This is a genomic window from Nocardia sp. NPDC041819 (assembly GCF_055590505.1).
In genome coordinates, this window is sequence record NZ_JBVJAP010000041.1 from 1 (window position 1) to 6,266 (window position 6,266).

Genomic DNA, 6,266 nt, shown 5'->3' on the forward strand with positions numbered 1-6,266 from the left:
GCATCGGCCTGACTCAACATGCTTCCCGAGTACATCGGCCTGCCTCCTGAAGATGGACGCTTACTTACGGTGTCCAACTTCATGGGACCACTCCAGAAGACCATTCGTGTTTTCGTTGGTCCCGCGCTGCCACGGGCTATGTGGATCAGCGAAGTAGACCGCGACCCCCGTAGTGGCCGTCAATTCCGCGTGGGCGGAGAGTTCCTTTCCCCGGTCCCAGGTCAGGGACTTCATCATGTTCGTGGGCAGCTTCGCCAGTGCCGCCGCGAGTGCTTTGTTCATCGACACTGCCCCGTAACCGCTGAGCGCGGGACCGTTCTTTACCGGAGCGCTCTCGCGCCATCCTCGTTCGCGGGGCAAGTGAACCAGCATCGTGAATCGAGTACTCCGATCGACGAGCGTGGCGATCGCGGAGCGTTCGGCGCCGATGATCAGGTCGCCCTCCCAATGCCCAGCGACCGCGCGATCGTTTGCCTCGGCGGGTCGTTCGCTGATCAACACGTCCGGGGTCACGTGCGCCCAGGCCACACGCTTTGAGCGTGCCCGCGGCATCCGCAACGCGCGCCCGGTCCTCAGGTTCAAGATCAGTTCACGGCTGAGCCCGCCCCGATCCTCGATGTAGAGCGCCTGGTAGATCGCCTCGTGGCTGATCCGCATCGACTCATCGTCGGGGAAATCGATGCGCAACCGCTTGGCGATTTGTTCGGGGCTCCACGCCTGCACCCAGCCTCGGTCGGCGCGATGGGGCTTGTTGCGGCCGGTCCATTTCTCCGTCTTCGGACCCTTGACCGTTCTTCCGTGCGCGTCGGTGATCCGGCCTGCCAGGCGCTCCTGGACGTAGTCGCGTAATCGTGGGTTATCCAGGAGCTTGGCGGTTTTAGGGCGGCGGGCGAACAGCTCAGCTTTCCACTGCGCCACCGATGCCCGGTAGTGCAACTTCCCGCCCCTAGTCGCGGCGTTACGCCGCAGCTCACGCGAAATCGTGGATGGACTGCGGCCAAGCGCTTGGGCGATCTGACGGACGCCACTGCCCTGGGATTTCAGCAGCGCGATCTCTTCACGCTCGGCAAAGGACAGGTAGCGGCCGCTTCGCTGCGGCCACGAATACGGTGACATCCCGCCAGCATCGCGGAACCAACGGCTGCCCTGACTGGCGATACCCCTACTGCGACACCGGCTTCGCCGGGGAGCATGCCCTCGGCGATCTTGTCCCAGAACAACCGCTCCACGGCCCGCGGTAAACCGGGAGCTCCCGGCGACCGCATCGGCGCTCGTCCAGTGACCTCTCGCATCCAATCCGATGGCCTTCCCACACACCCTCCGTGACCTCGGGTGTTGCATCCACCGGTTGAGGCTGAGACCTACACGGCTTTCCGGTTCGCTAATCGGCTGGCCGACAACAGGATTGCCCAATCGATGGTATCGGTCGGCGATTCCTACGATAACGCGCTCATGGAGAACTTCTTCTCCACCCTGAAAACCGAACTGGTTTACCGCAACTCGTGGCGAACCCGCGAGGACGCCGAGAACGCGCTGTTCGCCTACATCGACGGTTGGTACAACACCCAGCGCATCCAGAAGAAGCTGGGTTGGCGTTCACCCGACGAATACGAAGCCAGCTACCATCAACCGGTTCCAGTCGGAACCAGATAATCAGCTCTCCGGCTCAGCGGGGGAATCTCACCAACGTCCGTACCGGATGTCCCGGCATCGAACCCAACGCCTCATAGACGACCACCGACCCCCGCGAGTGGGTCACTAACCCCCGCGTGTCCTCGGTGATGAGCGTTCGCACGCAGTCCTGGCTCTGTTGCCGCAGTTCGGGTTCGATGAGGTGACGGAGTACCTGTTTGGGGTCGCCGATCACCGCATGCATCGCCAGCCCGGCGAAGAGGCGTTGGCACGCCAGCACGTGCAGGATCGTCTGCACCAGCACCCTGGTCCGGATCAAAGTCTCATCCGTCGGCAGCCGCACCGACGGATCCAGTTCGGCGGCGGCTTTCCACCCCGCCACCAACAACTCCTGGATGAGTCTGTTTATCATCGAGCCCGACAGTTCGGGCACCCGCTGATTTGATCTCGCGGCTTCTTCCTCTTGGACCTGTTTGATCGCACAAAACGTTCGACTGTGTAGGTGGTGAGGTTGGTCCTGGCGTCGATCTCGATGTGGCGGACGGCGCACACCAGGATCAGATTGTCGAATCCGTTTGGCTGCTCTGATGTTTGGCCGGCATCATAGCGCAGACCGCCGACGTTCTGTGCCTTGATGTGGGCTACTTGCCCGATGACGACACCTGTAGTGCTGATCAGCGGCGCGAAGCAACCGGGAAAGGCGCATCGGTTCATCGAGACGGCAAACAATCGCGCAACGGTCGCGCGTCGCGGCGCCTTCAGCGGCTTCACTATGATTCGGCAGTATAGGTTGCACTACTTCGCTTCTTGGAGGCTGTGAGGCAACCGTTCAGCTCAGCAGCATTGCCGTGAGCATGCCTTCGATGACCGGCCGGAAGCTGTGCCACCGCTGCGTAGATCCTTGCCGCCTGCGATTGGCGTTCCTTTACGCCGGGCTGCCCCGAGCTGCCGTGAGGTTGTCGGACTTCGGACGTACGCCCAGTCACGCACTGCCCGCCGGTCGCCCTGAAGGGCCTTCTCGCGGCCACGATCTACGACGCCTCGATCACGTGCCGGAACTCGAATGCTGTTGTCCTCGCGCTGTACGTAGCGGTGAAGGACCTTGAAAGACTGGTACAGGTGCGCATTACCGAGTAGGCCACCATCGTGCTTTATTGCCAGCGCCGAGCCAATCGCTGGAAGCATAAGTTTGTTGTCAGCCTCGATGCCGACTGTGGAACTTCCACGCATCACGCACGATGTCGGTGATGTCCGGCTTTTGTGGTGTCCAGCCGAGTTCGCCTCGAGCGAGTTCGGAGGAGGCGTAGAGGGTTGCGGGGTCGCCTGGTCGTCGTGGTGCGGTCTCGATGTCGAACGCGATCCCTGTGACGTCGCGGATGGCTTGGATGACTTGGCGGTTGGAGTAGCCGATGCCGTTGCCGAGGTTGTAGATCTTGTGTTCGCCGGGGTGGATTTTGTCGAGGGCGAGGAGGTGGGCGTGGGCGAGGTCGGTGATGTGGATGTAGTCGCGGATGCAGGTGCCGTCGGAGGTGGGGTAGTCGTCGCCGTAGAGGGTGAATTTGTCGCGGTGGCCGAGGGCGGTATCGAGAGCGAGGGGGATCAGGTGGGTTTCGGGGTTGTGGCGTTCGCCGATCATGGTGCCGTCGCCGCAGTCGTGGGCGCCTGCGACGTTGAAGTAGCGCAGGGAGATCGCGCCGAGCGCGGAGGCGCGGGTGTAGGTGGTGATGGCTTTGTCGATGGCGAGCTTGGTATCGCCGTAGGTGTTGACCGGGTTGGTGGGTGAGGTTTCGAGCAGGGGCAGGTGGGTGGGTGGGTTCGCCGTAGACGGCGGCGGTGGAGGAGAAGACGAGCCGGCTGACGTGGGCGGTCTGGATGGCGTCGAGCAGGGCGAGGGAGGCGCGGGTGTTGTTGTCCCAGTGCCATTCGGGGTGCTGCATGGATTCGCCTGCGGCGATAAGGCCGGCGAAGTGCAGGACGGCGTCGTAGCCGGCGGTGGGGGTGAGAATATGGGCGATGTCGTGGACGCGGAGTTTGATGAATTCGGCGTCGTGGGGGATTTGGCGATCGTCGTTGCGGGAGAGGTCGTCGATGACGGTGACATTATGTCCGGCGTCGAGGAGCAATCGTGTGACGGTGGCTCCGACGAATCCTGCGCCCCCGGTGACCAGGATTTTCATCTGACCTGCACTTTCATGGCGAGTAGGTGGTCGTGGATGGTTTGCTTGTGCGCGCAGAAGTGGTCTTCGGGGCTTTCGCGGCGTGCGCTGCCGGTCCAGCAGGTGATGCGTTCCCAGGCACGCTGCTTCACCGTAGTCAATGCGACCGGGTCGGGTGTTGTGTGCCATGCGTCGGCCATGGCGCGTGCGAGGGCGTGGACGGTTTGGTGGTGGCGGGCGACGATTTGGCCGCTGCTGGTCACGGCGTAGCGCGTGTAGTTGACCGCGTCGGAGCGTGGTTGTCCGAACTCGGTGTCGAACCGGGTGAAGGCGTGATGGAGGTAGGTCCAGAATCGTCCCGGATCCATCGGCGGCTGGGTGGGGTCGGCTCGCCAGCGCAACTCGGCGCGCATCTGTTCGGCAAGGTGCGGCGCCATGTGACCGACGTCGTGGTGGGCGTAGGCGCCGTCGAGCATGGCGGTGGCTCGCAGGATCTTCACGCACAGTCTGCTGACGAGCAGGTGGAAGTGTGTGGAGGCCGTTCCGGCGGACCATTGGTCGTGGAGGCCGAGCCAGAAGTAGGCCTGTGTGTAGTAGAGCAGGATTTCGTAAGCGTCGCGGATGTCGAGTGTGACGGGGTGGTGTTCGGGTAGGCCGCGGTCGGTGACGGGCAGGCCGAGATTTTTGAAGTCGTGCCCGAGGGAGGTTTGAATGGCGCTGTAGTCGCCGAGCGACAACGTCATCAAATCCACTGTGGTGAAGTGTTTCTCGGCGAGGGCCACGAGTTCGTGGATCTGGGTTGAGGGGTGGTCTCCGTAGTGGACGTAGAGGGTGTCGACGTCGCTGATCAGCAGCGGCTTGCCGTCGTGGCGGATGAAGGTGGGTTCGCCGCGGGCGAGGGAGCCGCCGACGATCAGCCAGTCGTCGGCGGGTACGCAGTGTCCGAGCGTGCGGAGGTCTTCGGCGATATCGAGAGCTTCCTGGGCGACGGCGGTGGCGTGGGGGAGTCGGGAGGTGATGCGTTGGGCCAAGGTGGTGGTGTCCACTTCATGCCTCCGGTTCGCTGGAATGCGTGGGCATGGGCAGCAGGACGGGTCTGGGCTGGTGGGCGGGGACGGGTGTTTCCTCCTGGGCCTTTTTCGCGGTGATGTGTGGGCACAGTGATCCGCAGATGGTGCAGGGCGCGCCTTTGCGCAGGCCGTGGGTGATGAACGCGTTGCCTCCCAGGCCGGGGTAGAGGGCGTGACCTTGCTGGATGTCCCAGTCGTTGGCGCGGCGGGCCACGCTGATCGCGCGCTGTCGTGCGATTTCGGGTTCCCAGCCGCGCACGAGATCGAGCGCTGTGATGGCGACACGGACCATGCGGATGGAGGTGGCGGTGTCGGGCGCGGTGGGCATGGCGTAGTGCTCGTTGTGGGTGATGGAGGCGAACATGTCGCCGCCGCACTGTCCGGCCGCCGCGACACCGAGGACGTTGACGGTGTCGTCGAGGGTGACGCCGTTGTCGATGACCATCGGTCCGGCCAGCCACAGCGGCGCACCACCGAGCGCTTCTTTGTAGGCGGGGATCAGTTCGGGAATGCGGTGCAGCGGCATGTGGCCGCCGCTTTCACACAACACCTGCACCCCGGCGTTCAACGCGTCTTTGCGGAGTTCGGCCAGCAGTTGGATTTCGCGCCATTTCAGGTCGTCGCCCGCATCGGCGGTGGCGCCGGGGCGGAATATGTCGCCGAGGTCGAGGACGACCTCGTGGCGGCGGCAGATGTCGAGAATTCCGTCGAAGTACTCGATCAAGGGGTTGTCGCAGTGGTGGATGCGCATGTAGCGGGCCAGCAACCCGCCGCCTCGTGAGGTCGTGGGCATGATTCGGTCGGATTTTTCGCTCATCTGCGCGAGGGCAGGGTTGATGCCTGCGTGGATGAGGACGAAGTCGACGCCAGCGGCCAACCCGAGCTCGAATCGGTCCAGGAATTCGTTGCGGCTCAGTTTCTTCCGCGGGCCAGCGAACAGGTCGTATGTCAGGCATGCGCCGAGCGGTACGCCCATGACTTCCTTCAGATCCGCGCGCAGCGCCACACCTTCGGGGTTGGTGGTCAGGTCCATGACAGCGTCGGGTCCAGCGGCGAGGATGACCGCCATGCTTTCCACGATGGTCTGCCTGTCGCGGTCACGCGGCCCCAGTCCGACGAGAGCGGCGACTTTCCGGCGGGTGTCCTCACCAACGAGCAGCGGTTTGAAGGCCGTCATGTGCCGGCTCGCGTGCGACCGCAGGAACACCAGGGTGCCGCTTTCGACCCGGCGGGCGGCGGTGTCAGGGTCGAGGTCTTCGGCCTGACAGGTGGCGATGAACTGAGGATCTGTTGCGAGGGTGAACATTGGCGTGTCCCTAAGGTTGTAGGTGTCTGGGGTTGGTGCCCTGGATGCCCAGGGCGGTGGGGTGTAGCTGATTTGTGTTTGCCTTGGTTGAGGCTTGAAAGG

At 63.6% G+C, this 6,266-nt stretch carries 6 protein-coding genes and 2 pseudogenes; 1 reads left to right on the top strand and 7 read right to left on the bottom strand.

Annotation, left to right across the window (positions count from 1 at the left end):
- Nucleotides 1-93 precede the first annotated feature (93 nt).
- Nucleotides 94-1,292 (bottom strand): annotated as a pseudogene (locus tag ACZ6DL_RS37770) (IS30 family transposase); the annotation flags it as partial.
- Between the two features lie 40 nt (nt 1,293-1,332).
- Here ACZ6DL_RS37770 and ACZ6DL_RS37775 point away from each other — a divergent pair.
- Nucleotides 1,333-1,653 (top strand): transposase, encoded by a 321-nt coding sequence (locus ACZ6DL_RS37775; RefSeq protein WP_466058511.1) that lies wholly within the window; start codon nt 1,333-1,335, stop codon nt 1,651-1,653.
- Between the two features lie 13 nt (nt 1,654-1,666).
- Here ACZ6DL_RS37775 and ACZ6DL_RS37780 read toward each other — a convergent pair whose 3' ends face one another.
- The 6 genes and pseudogenes from ACZ6DL_RS37780 to ACZ6DL_RS37805 form a co-directional block, all read right to left on the bottom strand.
- Nucleotides 1,667-2,044, bottom strand: coding sequence for a hypothetical protein (locus ACZ6DL_RS37780; RefSeq protein WP_466058512.1), 378 nt, complete (start codon nt 2,042-2,044; stop codon nt 1,667-1,669).
- The gene (locus ACZ6DL_RS37785) at nt 2,041-2,403 is read right to left on the bottom strand and encodes a hypothetical protein (protein ID WP_466058514.1); all 363 of its coding nucleotides are present in this window, start codon (nt 2,401-2,403) and stop codon (nt 2,041-2,043) included. The genes ACZ6DL_RS37780 and ACZ6DL_RS37785 overlap by 4 nt, the downstream gene beginning before the upstream one ends.
- Before the next feature lie 424 nt (nt 2,404-2,827).
- Nucleotides 2,828-3,433, bottom strand: a complete 606-nt coding sequence (locus tag ACZ6DL_RS37790) for an NAD-dependent epimerase/dehydratase family protein (protein ID WP_466058519.1) — start codon at nt 3,431-3,433, stop codon at nt 2,828-2,830.
- Nucleotides 3,408-3,809, bottom strand: a pseudogene (locus tag ACZ6DL_RS37795) (NAD-dependent epimerase/dehydratase family protein); the annotation flags it as partial. The gene ACZ6DL_RS37790 and the pseudogene ACZ6DL_RS37795, both read right to left, overlap by 26 nt.
- A complete protein-coding gene (locus ACZ6DL_RS37800; RefSeq protein ID WP_466058516.1) occupies nt 3,806-4,834 on the bottom strand; it encodes a hypothetical protein in 1,029 nt (342 codons plus the stop codon). The gene ACZ6DL_RS37800 and the pseudogene ACZ6DL_RS37795, both read right to left, overlap by 4 nt.
- Before the next feature lies 1 nt (nt 4,835).
- The coding region (locus ACZ6DL_RS37805) for a phosphomethylpyrimidine synthase ThiC (protein WP_466058517.1) at nt 4,836-6,266 on the bottom strand (1,431 nt) is incomplete at its 5' end.

Excerpts from the sequence above, each read along its gene's own strand:
- ACZ6DL_RS37780 (WP_466058512.1), bottom strand. The coding sequence starts at position 2,044 with ATGATAAACAGACTCATCCAGGAGTTGTTGGTGGCGGGGTGGAAAGCC.